At 57.8% G+C, this 20320-nt stretch carries 21 protein-coding genes and 1 pseudogene; 9 read left to right on the top strand and 13 right to left on the bottom strand.

Going from position 1 to position 20320, the window contains the following annotated elements; translation table 11 throughout:
• Window positions 1-9: 9 nt before the first annotated feature.
• Window positions 10-816 (top strand): SDR family NAD(P)-dependent oxidoreductase, encoded by an 807-nt coding sequence (locus tag AB8B29_RS31905; RefSeq protein ID WP_047558303.1) that lies wholly within the window; start codon window positions 10-12, stop codon window positions 814-816.
• A gap of 14 nt (window positions 817-830) precedes the next feature.
• On the top strand, window positions 831-1133 hold the full coding sequence (locus AB8B29_RS31900) for a putative quinol monooxygenase (protein ID WP_047558513.1): 303 nt from the start codon (window positions 831-833) through the stop codon (window positions 1131-1133).
• A 68-nt stretch (window positions 1134-1201) separates the two neighbouring features.
• On the opposite strand, the gene AB8B29_RS31895 is transcribed toward AB8B29_RS31900, so the two are convergent.
• Complete coding sequence (locus AB8B29_RS31895) at window positions 1202-1945, bottom strand: alpha/beta hydrolase (protein ID WP_052212386.1); 744 nt, start codon at window positions 1943-1945, stop codon at window positions 1202-1204.
• Between the two features lie 178 nt (window positions 1946-2123).
• Between AB8B29_RS31895 and AB8B29_RS31890 the strand changes: the two genes are divergently transcribed.
• A complete protein-coding gene (locus AB8B29_RS31890; protein ID WP_047558301.1) occupies window positions 2124-2819 on the top strand; it encodes a DUF1223 domain-containing protein in 696 nt (231 codons plus the stop codon).
• Between the two features lie 105 nt (window positions 2820-2924).
• Window positions 2925-3425 (top strand): annotated as a pseudogene (gene msrP, locus AB8B29_RS31885) (protein-methionine-sulfoxide reductase catalytic subunit MsrP); the annotation flags it as partial.
• 79 nt (window positions 3426-3504) lie between these two features.
• Here the strand turns inward: msrP and AB8B29_RS31880 are convergent.
• From AB8B29_RS31880 to AB8B29_RS31825, 12 genes are all read right to left on the bottom strand, one after another.
• Entirely contained in the window at window positions 3505-4209 is a 705-nt protein-coding gene (locus AB8B29_RS31880) for a glutathione S-transferase family protein (protein ID WP_037198417.1), read from the bottom strand.
• A 72-nt stretch (window positions 4210-4281) separates the two neighbouring features.
• On the bottom strand, window positions 4282-4935 hold the full coding sequence (locus AB8B29_RS31875; protein WP_092575709.1) for a peroxiredoxin-like family protein: 654 nt from the start codon (window positions 4933-4935) through the stop codon (window positions 4282-4284).
• Window positions 4936-5075: 140 nt separating this feature from the next.
• Window positions 5076-5492, bottom strand: a complete 417-nt coding sequence (locus tag AB8B29_RS31870) for a CopD family protein (protein ID WP_051963841.1) — start codon at window positions 5490-5492, stop codon at window positions 5076-5078.
• Window positions 5492-6247 (bottom strand): haloacid dehalogenase type II, encoded by a 756-nt coding sequence (locus AB8B29_RS31865; protein WP_037198415.1) that lies wholly within the window; start codon window positions 6245-6247, stop codon window positions 5492-5494. Before AB8B29_RS31865 ends, AB8B29_RS31870 begins: the two co-directional genes overlap by 1 nt.
• A 40-nt stretch (window positions 6248-6287) precedes the next feature.
• Window positions 6288-7598 carry a tetratricopeptide repeat protein gene (locus AB8B29_RS31860; RefSeq protein WP_439006991.1) on the bottom strand — a complete coding sequence of 437 codons (1311 nt, stop codon included), beginning with the start codon at window positions 7596-7598 and terminating at the stop codon, window positions 6288-6290.
• Window positions 7599-7845: 247 nt separating this feature from the next.
• A complete protein-coding gene (locus AB8B29_RS31855) occupies window positions 7846-10479 on the bottom strand; it encodes an MGH1-like glycoside hydrolase domain-containing protein (protein WP_037198413.1) in 2634 nt (877 codons plus the stop codon).
• 62 nt (window positions 10480-10541) lie between these two features.
• A complete protein-coding gene (locus tag AB8B29_RS31850) occupies window positions 10542-10733 on the bottom strand; it encodes a DUF2934 domain-containing protein (RefSeq protein ID WP_037198412.1) in 192 nt (63 codons plus the stop codon).
• Between the two features lie 179 nt (window positions 10734-10912).
• A complete protein-coding gene (locus tag AB8B29_RS31845; protein WP_037198411.1) occupies window positions 10913-11125 on the bottom strand; it encodes a hypothetical protein in 213 nt (70 codons plus the stop codon).
• A complete protein-coding gene (locus tag AB8B29_RS31840; protein WP_439006990.1) occupies window positions 11122-11820 on the bottom strand; it encodes a hypothetical protein in 699 nt (232 codons plus the stop codon). The genes AB8B29_RS31845 and AB8B29_RS31840 overlap by 4 nt, the downstream gene beginning before the upstream one ends.
• 71 nt (window positions 11821-11891) lie before the next feature.
• Window positions 11892-12983 carry a Rieske 2Fe-2S domain-containing protein gene (locus AB8B29_RS31835; RefSeq protein ID WP_037198409.1) on the bottom strand — a complete coding sequence of 364 codons (1092 nt, stop codon included), beginning with the start codon at window positions 12981-12983 and terminating at the stop codon, window positions 11892-11894.
• On the bottom strand, window positions 12980-13141 hold the full coding sequence (locus AB8B29_RS31830) for a hypothetical protein (protein ID WP_167669622.1): 162 nt from the start codon (window positions 13139-13141) through the stop codon (window positions 12980-12982). Before AB8B29_RS31830 ends, AB8B29_RS31835 begins: the two co-directional genes overlap by 4 nt.
• A 225-nt stretch (window positions 13142-13366) precedes the next feature.
• Window positions 13367-14086: an SDR family NAD(P)-dependent oxidoreductase gene (locus AB8B29_RS31825; protein ID WP_037198406.1), complete on the bottom strand. Its 720-nt coding sequence runs from the start codon at window positions 14084-14086 to the stop codon at window positions 13367-13369.
• 246 nt (window positions 14087-14332) lie between these two features.
• Between AB8B29_RS31825 and AB8B29_RS31820 the strand changes: the two genes are divergently transcribed.
• The 5 genes from AB8B29_RS31820 (at window position 14333) to AB8B29_RS31800 (ending at window position 20254) form a co-directional block, all read left to right on the top strand.
• Window positions 14333-15661 (top strand): tetratricopeptide repeat protein, encoded by a 1329-nt coding sequence (locus tag AB8B29_RS31820; protein ID WP_037198405.1) that lies wholly within the window; start codon window positions 14333-14335, stop codon window positions 15659-15661.
• Between the two features lie 29 nt (window positions 15662-15690).
• Window positions 15691-16173, top strand: a complete 483-nt coding sequence (locus AB8B29_RS31815) for a hypothetical protein (protein ID WP_037198403.1) — start codon at window positions 15691-15693, stop codon at window positions 16171-16173.
• A gap of 89 nt (window positions 16174-16262) precedes the next feature.
• Window positions 16263-17891: a thiamine pyrophosphate-binding protein gene (locus AB8B29_RS31810; protein ID WP_439006989.1), complete on the top strand. Its 1629-nt coding sequence runs from the start codon at window positions 16263-16265 to the stop codon at window positions 17889-17891.
• Window positions 17878-19017: an OpgC family protein gene (locus AB8B29_RS31805; RefSeq protein ID WP_439006988.1), complete on the top strand. Its 1140-nt coding sequence runs from the start codon at window positions 17878-17880 to the stop codon at window positions 19015-19017. The genes AB8B29_RS31810 and AB8B29_RS31805 overlap by 14 nt, the downstream gene beginning before the upstream one ends.
• A gap of 7 nt (window positions 19018-19024) precedes the next feature.
• A complete protein-coding gene (locus AB8B29_RS31800; protein WP_037198397.1) occupies window positions 19025-20254 on the top strand; it encodes a CaiB/BaiF CoA transferase family protein in 1230 nt (409 codons plus the stop codon).
• Window positions 20255-20320: the final 66 nt, after the last annotated feature.

Raw genomic sequence — 20320 nt, 5'->3', positions numbered from 1 at the left:
GGTAAACAAATGGAGCTTAACGGAAAACGCGTTCTGATCACAGGTGGATCGAGTGGCATCGGACTCGCTATCGCACGCGTCATGATTTCCAAAGGTGCTCGTGTCGTCATCTCCGGCCGAAATGGGAAACGCCTGACGCAAGCGGCAAAGGAGCTTGAGGCAAACGGATCTCCCGTTGCGGTGGTACAGGCGGACGTTGCGACAGCCGAAGGCCGTGCCCGGTCACTTGAGAAGGCCATCCGCGTGCTTGGTGGGCTCGACGTCCTAGTCAACAACGCTGGCGGAGTTCGAGCCGGCCGCCTCGAAAAAACGACCGAGGAGGAGATAAGGGCAATGGTTGAGGTAGACCTCGTTGCCCCGATCTTGCTCGCGCAGGCGGCGCTTCCTCATCTGCGTGATTCCGGCGACGGGCTGATCGTCAACGTTGCCTCGGGCATCGCGCTGATCGGGGCGCCTTTCTACGCGACATATGCAGGCGTCAAGGCAGGGCTTGCCCGCTTCAGCGAAGCTCTGCGCCGCGAGTTGAAGGGAGAAGGCGTCCACGTTCTGACGCTCTACCCCGGCGCGACGGATACGCCAATGATGCAATCATCCAAGGCCGGTCCTGAGCTTGGCTTCACTCGGGAGCCAGCAGAAGCGGTCGCTGACGCTTTAATTGGCGGAATCGAGGAAGGTGCGCTCGAAGTGATCCGCGGCGGAGAGACCCGCGCTAAAATGATCGCGACCAACCGTGACGATCCTGCAGCGATCGACGAACGTTTCCTGACCATGAAACCTGCGCTCGAAGAAGCCGTGAGCGGCCATTCGGCACTTTGATAGAGGAAATGAACATGACCAAGCTCGCACTATTCGTTCAACTGAAGGCAAAGGCTGGAAAAGAGGAAGAGGTTGCGGCTTTCCTGAAGGGAGCGGCTGCCTTGTTGGAGCAAGAGCCGCTGACCGTCGCCTGGTTTGCCGTCCGGTTCGATCAATTGACCTTCGGCATCTTCGATGCTTTCGACAGCGTCGAAGGTCGCCAGGCGCACCTTGGTGGGTCGATCGCCGCTGCTCTGATGGCAAAATATGAGGAACTGTTCGACGGACCGCTCGAAATCAAGCAGCCCGACGTTCTGGCGGATCGTGTCCTCCGCTAATTTTGCCAGCTTCCGAGCCGGCACTCGTTCGCCGGCTCGGAGCGTTATTCATGCTCTTGACGACATCGTCAGCGTGGAAAGGCGTTATCCAGAAACGCCATTACGTGTTTCCAATTTTCGTCAGCGCCTGCAGGATCCTCGTCACGACGAAGGGTAGATGATCCGTGAACACCGTGAGTGGGAATGTACTGGACAGCCTGTTGATGTTGCACGGCATCTGCCAGCGCGAGACCAGCCGATACTTCGCCGCTGTCAGGCGACGAGGTTATAAAAACGGGAATAGACAGCTTTGCAGCAGCGTTTTTGATTGAGTGGCCGGTGATATATTCGGCCGGCGAAAACGCGAGCAGAGCTTTGACCTCTGGATGTGATGCCGCAACAATGAAGACCAACGCTGACGAGTAACTTGATCCCCAAATAGCAATGGGTCCGGCGTGCTTGGCCTCCGCGTAGGCGATCGAGGCATCAAGATCGGGAATGGCGTCGGCGTAGTCATAATTGGCTTTCGCGTGCGCCACGGTCTCGTTTATGCCATTCCACAGGTTGCCGCCTGAGCGGAGATCTACTGCTAGCGTTGCAAAGCCCGCCTTGTTGAGGAGGGGCGAAAGAGGCGCGTACTCACTTTTGTTCGAGCCAGCCATATGAAAGAGCAGGATCGTGCCCCGGGCCTGCCCATCCGCTTTACGGAAGTCGCCGTATATCCGTACTCCATCCTTGGTACTGAAAGAGACTGGTTCGGCAAGTGCCGGTTGCGAAAACGCCGACAGAACACCGACTGCGGCGGCTACTACAGTGGATCGCAGCTGAAACATGTTATTTTCCCCGTGATATGGTGATGATGTCTCCGTTACGCAGAGTGGTCGTCGATCGTTACAGCGTTGTCTGCGCCATCACTAAGATGTGAGGACGTAACAATGGTCGTCTGTGCGGCGAATACCTGGTTGATCGTCCAGATTTCCTGGCGCGAGGACATAGCCTGGGAGCTTCACCATGAAATATCGTGGCATCATCAAAACGACACTCTTGTCTTCGCTGACCGTTGCTGCGGCACTGCCCGCAGTTGCAGCAGAGCGGACGCCAACCGTTGTAGAACTATTCACAAGTCAGGGCTGCTCGTCATGCCCACCCGCTAACGTCAACCTTATCAAGCTTAGCAATCGGTCCGACGTTTTGGCCCTGAGCTTCTCAGTAACCTACTGGGATTATCTCGGATGGAAGGACACTTACGGAAAGCCGGAGTTCACTCAACGTCAAGTCACTTACGAACCTTCCCTGCACCAGGCGGGACCCTACACACCGCAAATGGTCGTGAACGGGTCGGCGACGGCCGTGGGAAACAGCCTACCGGAGATCCAGCAGCTCATCTCTGAAACGCCTCCTCTCAATGGGCCTGCGCTCGCCTTAAGCCGGGATCGCATCGAGGTTGGGGCAGGCCCTGAAACTGGCGGCGCTGACGTCTGGCTGGTCCGTTACGACCCACAGATCGAGGCAGTGCCCGTTGCGCGGGGCGAGAACACGGGAAGCACTTTGCAACATGCTCACGTTGTTCGTCGTCTTGAGAGATTGGGTCATTGGAGCGGAGAGATGACTTCTTTTACACTCCCAGGTCAGCAACCGGGCTTGAAGACCGCGGTGCTTGTCCAGCGACCCAACGGCGGCGCGATCCTGTCGGCCATCACTGACTGATTACTCCCTCAGGTGCGAGCGCAGAGTGAATTTGAAGAGCGCGGCGCCTGCTGTCGGTGGCGCCGATATCGGCGAATTTCGAATTTTATTCACGCCGCTCCATCGATGCGCTGCGTCGAGTCGTGGTCGATGGTCATTCCCTGGGGCGGTTTTCCACTCTCGGCCCTGCTCGACAAGGTAGAGCCGCTCGGCTCGGCAGCGCAAAATTCGTCGCCTTCGAGACTGTCTTACGGCCGACTGAGATCCCCGGGCAGTTGAGCCTCCTCGAATCGCTGGACTGGCCCTATGTCGAAAGCCTGCGGCTGGACGAGGCGCCGCCGAACCAGAACGGCGCGCCGATCCGCGTCGTCGTACCGTGGAAATACGGCGGCAAGGGTATCAAGTCGATCGTGCGCATTGCGCTCAGTGACCAACAGCCAGGAATACGGCTTCTATGCTAACGTCAATCCGACCGTCGATCATCCACGCTTGAGCCAAGCCACCAAGCGGCCAACCGGCGAAGACGGTTTCTTCAGTGCCAGTCGTCACCCGACTCTGCGTTTCAACGGCTATGGCAATCAGGTCGCCAGCCTCTATGCTGGCGTGGATCTGAGGGCGAATTTCTGATGGCTTTCACCTTCGTCTTACCCAAGCGCTGGCGACCGGCTTCCGTTCAAGGGTAATCTCCACAAATAATTAGGTGGGCTTAGGCGATCAATGGATAGTTCGAGGGGAAAAGCGCGCGCTTTGTCTCCTCGTCGTTGACGCGTTTGAAAACATGATCTTTGCCAACGTTCCGCGCGCGGGCTACCGCCGGTCGGGTGTCAACATTATCAAAGAATCGTTTCAGGTTAGGGTATAGCGCGAATGGATCGTCAGCGCCCTTTAGCACGCGGGATGCCCGATCGAGCCAACCCCAGGCCGACATATCGGCGATCGTATAGGTGTCACCCAAAATATAGGACCGTCCCTTGAGGTGATCGTTTAGGACTTGGTAGTGGCGTTCGGCCTCGCGGCGATAGCGGTTGATCGCGTAATCCAGCGCCTCTGGCGCAGAATGCTGAAAGTGCACCGCCTGCCCCGAAAACGGACCGAGGCCCGACGCAAGAAACAGAAGCCAGGAAAGCAGCTCGGGTCGATCCACAACGGGGCCGAGGAACTTGCCGGTCTTTTCCGAAAGATAGAGAAGAATTGCCGTCGAATCGAATACCCGTACCTCTTTTCCTGTTGGACCTTCAGTATCGACAATCGCCGGAACCTTGCCGTTCGGGTTTATCGCCCGAAACGAAGCCTGGTGTTGCTCGCCCTTACTTGTGTCAACAGGAAACAGCTCATAAGCGAGCTCGGCTTCTTCAAGAAAAAGCGCAACTTTAGCCGGGTTCGGCGTCGGGTGGAAATAAAACCGGATCATTTGAGATCTCCATTTCGCAATTGCGGATGCGCTGGCAAACTTGCAGGCTGAAATAGAAGTCCGCCGACCGCATTATTGCGCTGTCAGGGATTTCAGCGCATCAAGGATCGTGCCTGGGTCGAGTCGTTGCCTATAGTCGACATCGAAATGGGCTAAAGTCACCGCGCCACCGGATGCAACGACGAATGTCGCTGGTACGGGAAGCTCCCAGCTTTCGTCACCGTTGATGTCGGGGAGTGCCTTGTTGTTGGCTGTCAGCGCCGCGCGCAATTCCAGAGGCAAGCTGAACACGAGACCAAAGCTTCGTGCCACAACGTTCCCGACATCACTTAAGACGCTAAACGACAATTCATTCTTTTCCGCAGTGCTAAAGGACTGGTCCGGAAGCTGCGGGGATATTGCGATAAGCCGTCCACCTGCTGCTGAGATCTGTTGCATTGATTGTTGATAGGCTCGCAACTGAATATTGCAGTAAGGGCACCAGCCCCCGCGGTAGAACGCTAAAACCACAGGACCAGATTGCAACGATCGACGAAGGCTGACGTGTGTTCCATAAACATCGGGTAGTTCGAAATCTGGAGCGAGGCTACCGACTTGGAGAACAGTGGCTAAGGGAAAATTCGCTCGTAGCTCTTCGATTTTTGCGTCATACAGAGCAGCTCGACCCGCTGGTGCACTGCGTGCAAATTCAGCCTTGAAAGCTGCAAGCTCCTGCTCCAGTTCCATTTGAGTAACACCCCGACCATTTCTGTGATTTTTGGAACTCAACGGCCTAGTTTTAATTCGATCGTTCTATAATTCAACCGTCAGTTCAATCAAAATATCGTCAGCGAGATGAGGTCAGGCCACGACATCCTCGATCCTGGTCAGAAGGGCTTGACGACCGCAAGCCAGGCGATGGCAATGAAGGCAACGAATATCGCGATCGGAGCGGCCCTGAACAGACCATTGGCAGGCCTGCCGTCTTGCAAAAGACGTCTCAAGGTCGTTCCCTGAAGACCGTGCAGGCCGCTTAAAAAGATGGCCGGTACCATCTTCAGCAAAAGCCAGGGTGATGTGTCCCAGCCGGCGCCAAACGCCATCGTAAAGCCAGCCATCCACACAACGGCAAGGGCGGGCGTTGTCACGAACCCGTCCCAACGCAGTATGGCTTCGGCGAACCTGCGGCCATCCCGTTCAAGCGGTCCGGATATGACAATCCGTAGCGCAAGCGCCATCGCCAGCATGCCAGAAATCAGGGTAACGACAGCCACGATATGAAGCGCTTTGACGTACAGGTACATCAGCCGGCGAACCCACGATCTTCAAACAGGTCGGGAATATCAGCCAGCGACCCCACCGTGAGATCCGCTGCATAGTTCAACGCCTCAGCATTTGCGCGCATCAGATTGAAAACAAAGAGGTCGTCAACGATCATCTCCGCCAGGCTTCCGGCAATATTGGCGGTATCGGTCCGCGCGACGCGGACGACGGTGAAACCGAAACTCTTTGCACCGCAGATATCGAAGCCATTGGACGATACGAACGCAACCTCGTCACGCCCAACGCCAAGCACTGCCTCGATGAGCGCATAGGCCTGCGGAGCGGGTTTGAAGGCACGGTTTGCATCGACGCTGACAATATGATCGAAAAGACGATCGAGCTTGGAATTTACAGCAAGGCTCGACAACATCGAGCGGCTTCCATTCGACAGTATGGCGCGCGTCAAGGGTGCGAGCCGCTCCAGGCAAGGCCGCGCATCGTCAAAGGGCGTGAGGTTGAGATAGCTCGAGGCTATGTCCTGAAGCAGCTGCTCATTAAAGCTGAGGTTGAGGGAATGGAGCGTATATTCCAGAGAGCGTAGCGTCAGGCACCAAAAATCCTCGTATCGGCTCATGAGCGTCGCAAGCCACGAATATTCGAGCTGTTTCATCCGCCAGACATGCGTGATCAACCGACCGCGGCCCGGAAACGCAAGCTCCACAGCGTTCTCAACCGACCGCACGTCGTAAAGCGTGCCATAGGCGTCAAATACGAATGCTTTGATTGTCTGGCCCATTCCGACCTCTTTTGCGCATGCTCTGCCGTAGCTCGTGGTCTCAGTTCCTAGCCGAAGACAGTGGCATCAATATCAGGCTGCTGCGATCGTGGCCCGCAATGATTTGCAGAGCGGTGCCGCTCTCAACCTGTATTGGCCTTGGAAACGGATGCAGGATCTGCAGCCAGCCGCCGTCTGAATAGTTGTCAGGATGATTGACAAACTCGACGCCCTCCGCGAGATCTATCTTTATCCATTGAACGATCCCGGTCGCAATACCGTCCGAAATCACCGGAATCTCGACAATGCGCATCTCTTCGGCATACTTTGACTGAGTCAGATCGATCTTCTGCAGATCAACATCAGGCGAAAGTCTCTTCCATTCCGTCATCGTGCCGTGGACCGGCAGTCGATTGGCAGCAAGTTGCGTGAATTCAGAAACGTCGAAGCCCGACACCTCCTCCACAAATGCGTACTGGTTAAGGACATTGCTCTCAACCAGGCAACCAACGGCTGTCGCTGCCCGCGGAATGATGGTCGCGCCCTCGTTGGTCAGACGTGCATGAGCGTCCTCAAAAGTGTTGAGAACATCTTCGGCAAGAAGATCGCTCGACAGGATTTCCGACACCAGGATGTCGGCGCGAGCACCCATGTCCCGACCGATAACGAGATCCGTGGATATCTTGTCGACAACGGCAATCCGGTCGGAGAACCCATTCTGCGCGACGATCCGCTTGGCAATTTCGGCGATCACCGGAACGGCTTCGCAGGTCACGATGTTTGTCGCTCCCGCCCTCGCCGCCATCATCGACAGCAATCCACTACCGGCACCAATATCGAGAATCTGCACCGACGTTCCGCGCGCAGCAACCACCTTTTTGATTGCTTCTTCAAAGGCCGCATTGCGATGCACATCGTTCAACATCGGAATATGCCAGAAAGGAACGACCCTCGATGTCTGGCGACGAACCTGATGTTGCAGCATGATGTTCTCCGGCTGCAGACCTGCCAGCCTGCGGAAGTGGTCGAGGGCCTCATGATGGCGGCTGGCCTGTACAAGGGCGACGGCCAGGTTGTTCAAGGCCAACGGATTATCGGGAGAAACGATTGCCGCAGCCTCAAAACACCGGATCGCCTCGTCCGTTTCTCCACGTTTGAGCACGAGCGCGCCCTTTTCCAGGAGAGCCACGAGATGGTCCGGTTTGATCGCAAGCATATCGTTCCAATAACCGATCGCCATTTCGGTATCTCCTTTCAACGCCGCAATTCCTGCCAGCAGCGGAAGAATGTCAGGAACGCGGTAACGATGTCTGAGCACCTCGCGATAGTGTTCCTCGGCGCGGTCGATTTCGCCGGCAGTGTGAAACTTCATTGCCTTATCTAGAGAGTCGCGAACCTGAGCGAGCGCGAAAGCCTCACCGTCTACCGTCATCAAACATCCCCGTGTCACACAGTTAATTTTTCATGACCGTTACGCACAGAGCGAGTGGTTCGTTACAGCAGGCGGAAAATAATCATACCATGGTTCTCGCCCGCAGTTCGGTACGGGGGATAAGGTCAGAGCCTCGCAGCTACGGAGTTGGTCGGTTCATTTGACTTGTGAATCGGCCATTGCAGTGCTAGCGGCGCGTTGTTATGCCCCGATCGTGGAGAAGATTGGCAATAAGAGCCGTCCACCCCGTCTGGTGCGAAGCACCAAGTCCCTCGCCGGTGTCACCGTGAAAATACTCGTGGAACAACAAATTGTCATCGATCGTCGCGTCTGATCTCACGGACGACCGTCGCCCGCCCGCGTCGCTTGCGAAAAGCTTCTGCAACCGCCGGCTTAACTCATCCGCCACTTCTTCCAGATGGAGCATGTGACCTGATCCAACCGGGCATTCGACCTTAAAGTCGTCGCCGAAGTAAGCATGGAATTTCCGCAACGAATCGATAAGGAGAAAGTTGACCGGCATCCATATCGGCCCGCGCCAATTCGAATTGCCTCCGAACAGGCCGGTGACCGCCTCTGCCGGCGTATAGCTGGCGTCGAGCTGCATTCCAGCGAAACTTACGCTGCATGGTGCATCGAGATGTGCCTTGGACATCGACCTTATGCCAAATTCGGAAAGAAATTCGCCCGGGTCGAGCATCCTTCGTAGCAGGCCTCTCAGTCGGTCGCCATGCAACAGCGAAAGAAGGCTTCGTTCGCCAACCCCGGGGTCCGTCCACTTCGGGACCAAACTCGCCAGTTGTGGCCGATGCTTGAGAAACCATTGCAGACGTTTGGAAAATTCTGGAACTTTGTCGAGAGCGGCCTGATCGAGCACTTCGACCGCGAAAATCGGGATCAAACCGACCATCGATCTTGCAGGGACAGGGTGAATGCGTCCCTCTTTGGTGTGCAGAGTGTCATAGAAGAAGCCGTCGACGTCATCCCAGAGCCCCTGACCACTGCCCGCAACGTCTGCCATGGCGCCGGCGATCGACAGAAAATGCTCGAAGAATTTCGTTGCGATATCCTCGTAGACCGGATCGGTCATCGATAGTTCGATCGCTATGCGCATCAGGTTCAATGCATACATGGCCATCCAGGCCGTGCCGTCGGCCTGATCGATCGAAGCCCCATCAGGTAGAACCTCCGATCGGTTGAAGGGACTGATATTATCCAGGCCGAGAAAACCGCCCTGAAAAATATTGCGGCCGCCACTGTCCTTGCGATTCACCCACCAGGTGAAGTTCAGCATCAGCTTGTGGAATATTCTTTTTAGAAAATCGACGTCGGCCGTGCCGATCAGCGCACGGTCCATCTGGTAGACCTTCAGCGTCGCCCAGGCGTGAACGGGCGGATTGACGTCGCCGAACTCCCATTCATAGGCAGGTAGCTGCCCATTGGGGTGCATGAACCATTCGCGCGTAAAAAGAGCGAGTTGGCCCTTGGCAAAGGCGGGGTCGACAAGCGCCAGCGAGACGCAGTGAAAAGCGAGGTCCCATGCGGCATACCAGGGATATTCCCAGGTATCCGGCATGGAGATGACATCGGCATTGTTGAGATGTCGCCAATCGGCGTTGCGGCCCCTTCGCCGTGCTTGCGGAGGCCTGGGCTGGGCCGGATCGCCGTCCAGCCAGGTCGGAACATCAAAGCGGTAGACCTGTTTCGACCATAGCAGGCCAGCCAGCGCCTGCCGCTGCACCTTTCGAGTGTCCTCGTCGTCGATGCCATGCTGTAGGGCGCGGTAGAACTCGTCCGCCTCGGTAATACGCTCTCGGAAAATTGCGTCGAAATCGATGAACGGTTTCGTTGCAATGCCATCCGGCCGCCATCGAAGCCGGATCTCGCGGCTCCCGAGAGCGGGAACTTTGAGTGCGCAGCAGGCCGCGACCTTGCTGCCATGACCGTCTGTGCCGACGGCGTCGGCCTTCCGATCAACGACGTAGTCGTTGATGCCATCCTTGAAGGGTCCCGTTGCCCGCGAGTTGAACAGGAGCGGTACGTTGGTTTCGTTCTCGCAGAAAAGCAGTTCGGCTTCTTGATCAATGCTGAGCCGCCATGTCCTTTTGCCAATCCGGCGCGCCAAGACGTCTCCACTGGCGGTGTGTTCAAGAACGGGCCGCTCACTACCGTCACTCCATGACCAGGTGTTCCTCGCCCATAGCTGCGGCAGCACATGAATGCACTCCGCCTCGACGGCAGCGTTTTTAATGATGATGCGCATGAGAATGTCGTCCGGCGCTGCCTTGGCATATTCGATCGTTACATCGAAAAATCGGCCGTCGGCGAATATGCCGGTGTCGGCGAGCTCATATTCCCGCTCGAGACGCGAGCGCTCGCCATTGACGCGGACCAGTTCATCGTAGGGAAAGGCACATTGCGGATAGCGATAGGCCATCTTCTGATAGGAATGCGTTGGTGTCGCATCCAAATAATGATAGACCTCCTTGACGTCCTCACCGTGGTTGCCTTGCTCGTTGCTGAGGCCAAACAGCCGCTCCTTGAGGATCCGATCCCTACCGTTCCAGAGTGCAAGCGACAGACACCAGCGCATGCTGTCATCACAGAACCCGCCGATTCCGTCTTCGCCCCAGCGATAGGCGCGACTTCGTGCATCGTCGAATGAAAACGCGCGCCAGGCGTCGCCATCGGCACTGTAATCCTCGCGGACGGTGCCCCATTGCCGCTCCGCCAGATACGGACCCCATCGGCGCCAACCGGTCGCGCTCTCGGCAAGCAGACGCCGCCCCTCAGCAGTGTCGAAGATCGATTGCGGCTTCATGTGCTCGTTATACCGTTAGATTGGAAAAATCAGGGCACCATCCGGCCCTGAATCCAGAATCATTATTTTGCTTTTTCCTTCGACACTGTCACTGCATCCGGCATGTCCTCTCTCGCCTCGGCAACAGACCGCGCCAGATGCCAATGTTCTTCAGCCCGGCCATCCGGCTGCCCTTCTTCCAGCCAGAGCATATAGGCGCGATGACGGATATGATCTTCGTTTGCTTCGTTTGTGGGCTCGATCGTCGTTTCCATGAGCTTGTTCCTGTGCTGATCGTTAACGCTGCGCCACGAAATTCGGCGGCGCGCGGACAAAGTTGTGTGGTCCGCATGTCCTGTTCGTTGGAATCGACCTGGTTGTTACATCGCCCTGATTATGCCGACGCAATTCGGCGCTGATGCTAGCGCGATATGCCGTCGTGATCGGCCGCAGATTAGCGACCGAAGCGGGAGAGAAGGTTCTGCAATCCCGAAAGAAGGCCGATCACAAGGACGGCGAAAATGACGTATCGCAACTCCTCGAATATCGTACCGTTCAGATAATCGAGCCCAAAGTTCCAGACAAGGACGACGAGCCCGATCGCAAGTATAGTCAGGATAAGGCCGATGACATGACGGATCCGGGTCGCCGTTTCATTTTCACTCACGACTGGGCTCCATTGACCGGCCGGTCAACCTTGAAGATCAGCAGATCGTCACGCCGCTCGACGCTGCCTTCAAGCACCACCGGGACGCCGGTTTTATCGAGCAGAGGGGCCGGCATTGGACCACCGTCCTCTGATGAAAGCAGAAAGAAGATATGACCGTCGACCGGAGCAGTGGAGACGAACACCGGCGGAACGCCGCCGTTCAGACAGAGGTTGGCACAGGCCTTGTGCGCAAGCCCAGTGCCGGGTTTCATCGCGCCACCACCGCATTTCCCATCACAGATCTCACCAGTCAGGCGCCATCTACCAAGGTCTTGAGGGCCCGCGATTGTTGATGTGGCTGAGATCTGAAGATCGGCGGCCTTCAGATCGTCGGCGCCGCCGATCAGCAACATTTCGAGATCGCCGCGTTTGACAAAGACGCCGCCGACTTGCGCAGTTTTGCCGGCAAGCGGCAACGCTCTGTCGTCGACGCCGAATTTGCCGGAGCCCGCCAACATCACCGCCCGTGCCGGTTCCGAGCCTTCAGCCGGCACACGGAGGATCGGATAGGGCTTCAGTTCCATCATCCCGATGAGATGCTCGCCATGCAGTTCGTCGGCGTAGCTCCCCGCGCCCGGGCTGTCGGTGTTGAGCGACATGAGCACCGAGGCCGAGGCCATTCCTGCAATGAAAAACACGATGAAGCCGATCATAAGCGCCCTGACGTCGGCAGGGACTTTTTTGAAATAACCGACAAAGAAGCCACGTTCAGCGGGTTTGAGCATCAGGCTATTCCTTCTTTCTTCGGAGCGGCGGGGAGAAATTCGGCCGGGATCGGGAATGCTGCGAGTTTGGTGCCGAGCGGCAACGGTTTGGGATCGACAAGTACGATCGATCCCTGCAACTGAACGCGATACTTACGGATGCGTTCACGGAATGGCGGCGGTGAACAGCCATCCTCGGCTCGATATTGATAGCCGTGCCACGGACAGGTGATTAAGCCCGAAACCACTTTGCCCTCGCCGACGGGGCCGTTCTGGTGCGAGCAGACATTCGAGACCGCCGAGAGACCGCCTTTTGAGCGGAAGACGGCAATGCGTTCGCCGCCTGGCGCCGCGCCGATGATCGCCCTTCCTTCGGCGATCTCAGCAAGATCACCGACGATAATCCAGGGTGCGTCGGGAGCCTTCGGAGATGCAGCAGCGTCGGCCGCACTTTCCCGGCGCCCTGCAAGCAAATGCAAGGTGCAAAGCAGCGCCAAGCCGCCGATCGACAGCAGTCCGAGCGCAAGGTCGCGACGATCGATGAGTGCGCCAAGCGCCACGTGCAGGATGACCGCTGCATAGGCAAGGTATACGCTCATATGGATCGCCTTCCACAGCGGAGGCGTCAGGAAGGAAAGCCAGAAGTCGTGGCTTGTCGCCGCAAGAACTGCCAATATGACGAGCGCGACAATGCCGAAGAGCTCGAAGGGAAATCCGACGACGCTCGTGAAGCTCGTATTGCTGGTGAACAACGCGGTCAATGGCGGCGTCGGACTGTAGGAGAAGTACCAGCCAAACACGTAGTAGGCGTGGGTCGCGGCGACAATCGCCGTCATCACTCCGAAATGGCGGCGATTGTAGAGAAGCGGCATGAAGCGGGTATCGAGACGCGCGAGCGGCCCGATCGAAAGTATGATAGTGAGCATGAGCAGCGCCAGCGAGCCAAAGGCGCGCATGCGTTGCGTCGGAAGATCGGTGTCGCGTAGCGCAGGCGACAGGATCGGACCCAGCTTCAAGAAAATCAGGATGTAGATCACGATGCCGGCCAGCAGAACCGCGTCATAGATCATCTTGGTCCGGTTCCAGATCACCGGTTTGTAGGATACGCTCACGGTTGCCCTCCTCCCCCTGTCGGGGCATCGAGGCGCACGGCTGGTGCATCTGTCGCCAGCTTGGGGACGCTTGCGAAAATCACGGCGAGCGCAATCGGCACGGCGACGGCGACGCCGGTCCAGATCACCGTATGGGCGCGGCGATGGCGGCGTTGCATGTTATCGCTCCTCGTTCGAAAGTATAATCCACCGCCAGATCACAAGCGGCCAGAGGAGCACGAGGCCAGGAACAAGGAGCGGCCGAACCGCGTAAGCCTCATGGGCCCCGGGATCGATCCTATCAAAACCGAAAAGCAGAAACGCCGTGGCTACGACAAGGCCAATCCCGGCCCATATCATCACTCCGACGGCGATTGGATCGTACATATCGAACATGACATTCCTCAGATGCGCCCGGTCGCCGGTATGGCAGCGCCGGTGACGACGCCGCCAGCAGGCGAAACGAGGAAGCCGATCAGCTTTGCGATATCACCCGGCTGCACCCAGCTATCGGTTTTCGCATTGGGCATCGCGGCCCGGTTCTGCGGCGTATCGATCGTCCCTGGTAGAATGCAATTGGCCGAAATGCGGTTGTCGCGGTTCTCAGCGGCGATCGCTTCCGTCAGTCGAATAACAGCGCCCTTCGATGCGGCATAGGCGGCTTGATTAGCGCCTGCCTTTAGGCCAGGTGCTGCAGAGATATGAACAATGCGGCCGTAGCCGGCCTGCTGCATCGGCTGAAGCACCGCAGCGCTGATCGTGTAGGCTGTCTGGGCATTCATCCGAAACAGCCGATCCCACTGATCTATTCCTGCTTCACTCACGGGTCCGGTCTCGAAGCCGCCGACGGTATTGACGAGGGCATCGATCCGCCCGAACTTCTCAAGGGTTCTGTCAACCGCGCCTTTGCAGGCATCAGCATCTGTCAGATCTATGCCGCTTAAGTGGACCATGTCGCTCGGCTGGCCGACATTTGCAGACAATCGTTCCAGCGCTTCAAAACCACGCTCGACACAAACCAGGAGATATCGGTTTGCGACGAGTTCATGCACGACAGCTCGGCCAAGGTTTCCGGCAGCGCCGGTAACCATCACCACGGGTTCCGCTTTTCGTCTTGTTTCCATTGTCCTGCCACCTTCTCATTTATCAGCCGCCAAGTGCCTTTTCGCAGTAGGGCATCGTTTTGTTACAGATGTTTCAAAAAATTTCCGGTTCCATAGGTTTGATTGCTAGGCGTGTTGCATCTGCGAGAAAATAATTCTGCCGCGCTGTAACGAACGAACAGCTGCAGCCGTAATGGTCTTTGTCGGACGCTCTCGCCTGGGACCATAGAGGTTTCAGGCAACGGTCCCTCCTCAAGGAGTAAACGAATGAAACGCGATGCCTATGATCTGACAACGAGCACCGCCAGCAATGAGGCGCAGCGAGCATTTGAGAGTGCGGTCTACGGGATAGCATCTCATCGGCCGAGCACTGGCGCGGCCCTGCAGGCAACGCTTGCTGCGGATCCTGATCATGTTGCTGGGCATGTGTTGAAGGGCTTCGCAAACCTTATTCTCGCTCGGTCCGAGCTTGAGCCGGTCGCGACGACCGCACTTGCAGACGCACATGTTTCGTTGGCGAGAAAAGTCGGCGGGACGAGTGACGAACGCATCCTTGTGAGGGCGCTAGAAGCCGCTTCGGAGGGATCCTTCTCTCGCGCTGCCGATGTGCTCGACCACGGCTTCGAAGATCGGCCGGCGACGCTTCTTCCGTTCAAGCTCTCCCACGCTCTACGGTTCATGGCCGGGGATACGGCGGCGATGTTGCAAGCAAGCACGCGTGCCGTAATCGGCCTCGATTCGTCGGCTGCTGCTGCAGGCTTCGTGCTTGGCTGTCACGCTTTCGCGCTTGAGGAGCATGGGCGCTATTCTGAGGCGCTCGCGACTGGCCTGCGCGCGGTTGCGCTCCAACCAGACGATTCCTGGGGCCTGCACGCCGTTTCGCATGTCTTTGAGATGCGTGGCGACACCGAACAAGGTGTCGACTGGCTGGAGCGCGGCCGCAAGGCATGGTCGCGCTGCAACAATTTTTCGTTTCATATGGCCTGGCATCTCGGTCTGTTGCATCTCGAGCGCGGCGACCACGATCGGGTTCTGGAAATCTATGACGACGAGGTTCGTCCGCAGCAGACCGACGATTTCCGTGACATGGCCAACGCCGTTTCACTGCTATGGCGCATGGAGCAGTCTGGCGTCCATGTGGGTGACCGCTGGCACGACGTGTCTGAGATCGCCTATCGTCGCCGGACGGATACGACGCTCATTTTTGCGGCCCTCCACAATCTGGCTGCAATGGTTGCCGTTGGTGAGCGCGACGGCGTGGCCGAGCTCGTGGCACAGATCGACGCAAAAGCGCTGGGCATGGATGATCAGGCGCGTGTTGCTGCGGAAATCGGTGTGCCGATGGCTCGTGTACTTGCCGGTCTCGACGCCCCGGCCGATCGCCAGATGATCGACCGAATGGTCGCAAACCTCACAAAGATAGGCGGAAGCAACGCGCAGCGAGACTTTTTCGTGCTTGCGCTTGCGAAAGCCGTCGGTGCGGGCGGCGACAATGCTGCAGTTTCGCGCATCGGCCAGATCCGACAGCGCCTCAAGGCCGATGACCAGCTCTTTAAGTCCATTGAGCGCTCGGTCAGCGCACGATTGCCCGTTTGAGCAATCCCTATCAACGAAGGAAAATCCCAATGTCGATGATGGAAATGAATAAGACCAGCGTCTTTCCGGAAATCCAGCCGAGCCTTGGCCGCACAATCGTCTCTGCGGGCATTGCAGCTGATATTACCTGGGAGATTTGGGCGCGCTTGATCACGCCGCTATGGGTTGGAGGACCACTCGAACCGGCTGCCTTGATACAGTCGGTCTTCGGCTTCAATAATCTGCTGCTTGCGGAATGTATCCATGCCGTGGTGGGGATTATTTTCTATCCGATCGGTTATCTCTTCATCGCCCGGCCGCTGCAGAGGCTGATTGTGCCGAAGCTGCCGCTGCTCTTGACCGGTATCGGTTTCGGGACCGGCCTTTGGGTGTTCGCACTCTATGTGATGGCGCATCTTTTTGCAGGCTTGCCGGCATTCCTTGGCTTTATCACTTTGACCTGGGCATCGCTCATTGGTCATGTCCTGTTCGGCACCGTCGTAGCGTTCGTCGTCCGCCAGACCGAACACTAAGACGTGCCGTGGAGGCGGCCTGCCCGGTTCCACCATCCCCGGGCAGGCTGCCATCAGGGCTCGATAACTCTTGAAGCGAAGCAGGAACGATGACGATTTCCACCAACACGAACCGTGTCGCAGATATTGTCGCGAAGACCCTTCACGCCCATGGCATTCGCCATGCCTTCGGGGTACCGGGAGGCGAGGTCGTGACGCTGATCGATGGCCTGGAGAAAGCGGGTATTCCCTTCAGTCTTGCCCGCCATGAAACATCGGCAGCGATCATGGCGGCTGGCGCAAGCACCATCAGCGGGAAGCCTGAGCTGCTGGTGACGACTGTCGGCCCGGGTCTGGCGAATGCCGTCAATGGTATAGCCGATGCTCTCCAGGAGCGTGTTCCCCTGATTGTTATCTCGGGTATCGTCGACCGCAGCACGCGCGCGCGTTACACACATCAGGTCATCAACCATGCACAGCTTCTACGGCCCATCGTTAAGACGTCTTTCGAGATTGAGCCCGAAAGTGCTGCTTCGACCGTGGCGCGCGCGTTGGCGATCGCTACGACACAGCCGATGGGACCGGTTCATCTCGATCTTTCACCGACTGTTGCTGCTTTAGTGAGTCCTAACAACGCGATTATCAGGCCGCCAACTCAGTTTGGCACATCTGCTTCGATTACCGATCCTGCGATCAGAAATGTGTCCGAACGAATCCGCGTCGCTGAACGCCCGATAATCCTGGCGGGACTTGAGGCCACTCGCTGCAACGCTGGCCCGGCCCTCGAACATCTTGCCGAGACGATAGGTGCGCCGGTCATCACAACTTACAAGGCTAAGGGTCTCCTGCGTGAGGATCATCCACTATCTCTCGGCGGAGCCGGACTCTCGCCGCTTGCTGACAAGGTTCTGTTGGCGTTGCTTGAAAAATCCGATCTCGTGCTGATGATTGGCCATGACCCGATCGAGATGCGCCTTGGCTGGTTGGACTTCGTCGCGGATCGGTCGAAGCTGGTAGATATCAGCAACGCACCTCTCGATCACGCGATGCACCATGCGGGGACAAGGATCACCGCCGAGCCAAGGGCAATCGTCCAGGCGCTCAACGGTTCGGTAGCGGGGCGAAATGTCTGGGCAAAGGGCGAGCCCGGCGTCGCAAGGGAAGAGCTTGGTCAAATCTTCGCGACCAAGGCGGCGTGGGGCCCGCACGCGATCATCGATCGCCTGAACGATACGGCTGGCTCGGAGGGTCTGGTGACGGTCGACAGCGGCGCCCATCGCATTCTGCTGTCGCAAAAATGGGTGGCAACCAAGCCCTTTTCGCTGCTCCAGTCCGCGGGATTCTGCACCATGAACGCCGCCCTACCCTTGGCGATCGGCGCCAAAGTCGCCGATCCTTCCCGGCGGGTGTTCGCCGTGATGGGTGATGGCGGCCTTGAGATGGGGATCGGCGAGCTCGCCACGCTGCGCGATCTCAATCTGCCGGTGACCATCGTTCTGTTCCAGGATCGCAGTCTCGCCCTCATCGCTTTGAAGCAAGCATCGGCCGGGCTTGCGTCGACCGGCGTCACGCTTGGAGAAACTGACTTCGCCGCAGTCGCACGAGGGTTCGGCGGCTATGGCGTCAATGTGGAGAATTCCGATGAGTTCAGTCACGAGCTTGAGGCCGCCGGCAAGCGCGGAGGCTTCAGCCTCATTGCTTGCCGGTTCGACGCAAGCGCCTACGATGGCGCCTTCTGAGGTTGTCGCGACGGCGCTGGCTCCTCAGAAGATCAAGCGTCCGCGCGATCCGCGCCTCGACTTTTTTCGTGGCGTTGGCATGCTAATCATCCTTCTGGCACACATCCCCAGCGACGGCTGGGCGTTGTGGATCCCGGCGCGTTTTGGCTTTTCCGATGCGACGGAAATGTTCGTCTTCCAATCGGGAATGGCCTCCGCCATCGCCTTTGGCTCGACCTTCGATCGCAGCGGCGCACTTATGCTAATCGCGCGCATCGCCCAACGCATCTGGCAGATCTTCTGGGCCCATATTGTTGTCTTTATCGTCGTCGCCGCCATCATGGTCGTCGCCGGAACGCGTTATGACGGCGTCAGCTATGTCGACAGCCTCAATCTCGTGCCGTTCATCAAGGATCCGGGCAACCTTCTTGTCGGCCTACTGACACTCACCTACGTGCCGAACTATTTCGACATCCTGCCGATGTATATCGTCATTCTGGCGCTGATGCCGGTGATGATCCTTGCGTTGAAGATCCAGCGTTTCCTGCCCTTTGCATTGATGATCAGCCTTTGGCTTGCTACTCAATTTGGCCTGACACGGCTGCCGGCCGAACCCTGGTCGGATCGCCCATGGTTCTTCAACCCGTTCGGGTGGCAACTCCTGTTTTTCACCGGCTTCTTCCTGATGCGCGGCAGCTTGCCGGCACCGCGATTTGACCGCCGGCTGATGGCGCTTGCCGTCGGTGTCGTCGTGCTGACGATACCCTTTGCCTGGGTACGGTTTCAGGAGGTCCACCCCTTCTTCCAGATGGCGGCGACGAGACTTGCTCCATCGACCGACAAGACGAATTTCGGCCCGCTGCGCTTCGTTCACTTCATGGCGCTATGCTACATCGCTGTGAATCTGGTCGGCGAGAAAGGCTCGCGCCTGCGCGGCCCTGTCGTGCGGGTGTTGACGGTCGTGGGCCAGCAGTCGCTTGCCGTCTTCATCACCGGCATGGTGATCGCTCAACCGATCGGTATTGCGCTCGATCATGCCGGGCGCACCACCGACGCAGAAGCAATTGGAAATCTCTTTGGCTTCGGCGTGCTGATCGCGACCGCCTATCTCGTTCGATGGTTCAAGAGTTCGCCCTGGAAATCGTGAGGCTTCGATGTCTGAATACAATAAATCCGCCAGCCTTGAAGGCCTGCGCATCCTCGACCTCTCGCGGATCCTGGCAGGACCGACATGCACACAGCTGCTCGCCGATCTCGGAGCCGATGTCATCAAGGTCGAGCGTCCTGATGTCGGCGACGACACTCGAAGCTGGGGACCGCCCTTTGTGCCAACAGCCGAAGGCAAAGACAGCGATCTGAGCGCCTACTTCCTCTCGGCCAACCGCAACAAGCGATCGATCGCCATCGATCTTGCCAGCGAGGACGGCGTTGCCCTGGTGAAGCGGTTGGCCGCAATTTCCGATGTGGTCATCGAAAACTACAAGCCGGGCGATCTATCCAGACGAGGGCTCGGTTACGAGGATATCCGTAAGATCAAGCCCGATATCGTCTGGTGCGCGATTTCTGGTTTCGGTCAGACAGGCCCTTATGCCGACCGAACCGGCTATGACTTCCTGGTTCAGGCCATGGGTGGGATCATGAGCATCACCGGAGAAGATGATGCCAATGGCGGGCGACCAGTCAAGGTGGGCCTCGGCATTGCCGACGTGATGTGCGGCATGTACGCGACCGTCGGCATCCTTGCAGCCTTGCGGCACCGTGACCGTACCGGTGAAGGTCAATACATCGACCTTGCGCTCTACGATGCCCAAGTCGCCTGGCTTATCAACGCAGCGACGAACCACTTGGTTTCCGGAAAGGTGCCGGGGCGCATCGGCAACCGACACCCGAATATCGCCCCCTACCAGACCTTTGCCACCGGCGCTGGCGATATCGCCATCGCGGTCGGCAACGATCAGCAGTTTGCCCGGTTCTGCGCGGCAATCGGGGTGCCCCATCTGAGCGTAGACGCGCGCTTTCAGCGCAACCGCGACCGCGTCGTCAATATCGATGCCCTCGATCTACTGATAGGCGAGGCATTGCAGGCCGATACTGCCGAGAACTGGGAGCAGCGCCTGATTGCTGCCGAAATTCCTGCCGGCCGGGTTGCCACCGTCGATCAGGTCGTTTCCAATCCCCATACGCTCGCTCGCGAGATGGTGGTGGAGATGCAAACGCAGGATGGGAAGGCCTTGCGGCTTCTCGGGAATCCCCTCAAAATGTCAGCAACGCCGGTGCGTTTCGACCGGGCTCCGCCGCATCTCAATCAGGATCGAGACGATATTCTCAAGGAGCTTGTTGACCACGAAGAAATTCATATTAACGCGGCTCCTGGGATACCGTAGCCAGCCATTTGCGAGACGCAGCTGATCGATGCGGCTGCAACTATCACGGCGACGCCGAGGCTTCAC

It is taken from the genome of Rhizobium sp. 11_C7_N12_5 (assembly GCF_051811145.1).
Classification (GTDB): Bacteria; Pseudomonadota; Alphaproteobacteria; order Rhizobiales; family Rhizobiaceae; genus Rhizobium; species Rhizobium lusitanum.
The sequence above is the reverse complement of the archived record's forward strand: the minus strand, read 5'-3'. Positions and strand labels throughout refer to the sequence as shown.